This window comes from Paraburkholderia sp. NMBU_R16 (assembly GCF_013282575.1).
Classification (GTDB): Bacteria; Pseudomonadota; Gammaproteobacteria; order Burkholderiales; family Burkholderiaceae; genus Trinickia.
On the sequence record NZ_JAAAYE010000185.1, the window covers coordinates 1 to 1,661 of the forward strand.

Annotated in this window: 1 protein-coding gene and 1 pseudogene; both read left to right on the forward strand. The window is 65.3% G+C overall.

What is annotated here, in order from left to right; all coding sequences use genetic code 11:
* Positions 1–762, forward strand: a pseudogene (locus tag GWC77_RS27660) (IS21 family transposase); the annotation flags it as partial.
* A 15-nt stretch (positions 763–777) separates the two neighbouring features.
* On the forward strand, positions 778–1,536 hold the full coding sequence (gene istB, locus GWC77_RS27665; protein ID WP_173262656.1) for an IS21-like element helper ATPase IstB: 759 nt from the start codon (positions 778–780) through the stop codon (positions 1,534–1,536).
* Positions 1,537–1,661: the final 125 nt, after the last annotated feature.

Below are 1,661 nucleotides of genomic sequence, written 5' to 3' on the forward strand. Positions count from 1 at the left end.
GTGCTTCTTGTTCAGCGCTGGATTCTGGCACGGCTGCGCCACCAGCGCCTGTTCAGTCTCGATGAAGCGAACCGCACGATCGCCGCACTGCTCGTCGGTCTGAACAACAAGCCGTTCAAGAAGTTGCCCGGCTGTCGCCGCAGTGCCTTCGAGGAACTCGATCGCCCGGTGCTGCGCCCGCTGCCCGAGCGACCCTATCAGTTCGCCCAGTGGAAGCTCGCACGCGTCGCGATCGACTATCACGTCGAAGTCGTCGAGCACTTCTACTCCGTGCCGTACCGCTACGCGCGCGAACAAGTCGATGTGCGCTACACCAAGACGAGCGTCGAGATCTTCCACCGAGGCCAGCGCATTGCCGCGCATGCCCGCAGCGAGCGGCGCGGCCATCACAGCACGATCGCCGCACATATGCCACCGAACCACCGGGCGGCCACCACTGAGTGGAACCCGCAACGCCTGCTCAAGTGGGCGGCCAGTATCGGTCCGCACACGGCCGCCGTCGTCGAGTACCTGCTCGGTGGCCGCCAACACCCCGAGCAAGCTTACCGCGCCTGCCTGGGAGTACTGCGGCTGAGCAAGGACTACGGGGCCGAGCGGCTGGAGGCTGCCTGTAGCCGCGCCATCGATCTGAAAGCGTCGAACTACCGCTTCATCGCGTCGACGCTGAAGAACGGGCTGGAAAGCAAGACCGAGACGTCCGCGGCCCAGGCCGAGTTGCCGCTCCCGCACGCGAACGTGCGCGGGCCGTCCTACTACCACTGACTGGAGATCGTCATCATGTTGCATCATCCAACCGTCGAGAAGCTCCACGCGCTGCGCCTGTTCGGCATGGCCGCGGCGCTGGCCGAGCAGCAATCGCAGGCCAGCATCGATCAGCTCGGCTTCGAGGAGCGTCTCGGGCTGCTCGTCGAGAGGGAGGCCAGCGAGCGCGATTCGCGCTTGCTTACGGCGCGACTGCGCCGCGCTAAACTGCGCTTCCCCGAGGCCGTGCCTGAAGACATCGACTACCGTTCGTCGCGCGGCCTGGACCGCACGCTGCTCGCCCGGCTGCTGACAGGCGAGTGGATTCGGGAGCGGCAGAACGTGATCCTGGTCGCGCCGACCGGGCTCGGCAAGAGCTGGTTGGCTTGCGCCTTGGTGAACCAAGCCTGCAGGCAGGGCTACTCGGCTGGCTATCTGCGCATGCCGAAGTTCAGCGAGGAGATGGCGATCGCGCACGGCAGTGGCCGTTATGCCCGGCTGCTCGCGCAGTGGGCTCGAACCGACATCTTGGTGCTCGACGATCTCGCGATGGCGCCGATGTCCGATCAGGCACGGCGTGATCTGCTCGAGGTGCTTGACGACCGGCACGGCTCACACTCGACGATCGTCACCAGCCAGGTCCCGCTCGAGAACTGGCACGCCGCCATCGGCGACCCGACGCTCGCCGACGCTATCCTCGATCGGCTCGTTCACAACGCCCATCGCGTCACGCTCGCGGGCGAGTCGATGCGCAAGCGCCGAAATGGTTTGACCAGCAAGGAGGTGTCGGAGTAAAAACGCTCAGGCCCGCATCGCCACGTCCGCAGCGTTCGCTTGCGCGTGGAATGCGCGTTCGGATAACCGTGGAATCAGCGTTCGCTTTAGCGTGGAATGAGCGTTCGGTTTGCCTGGAATACGCA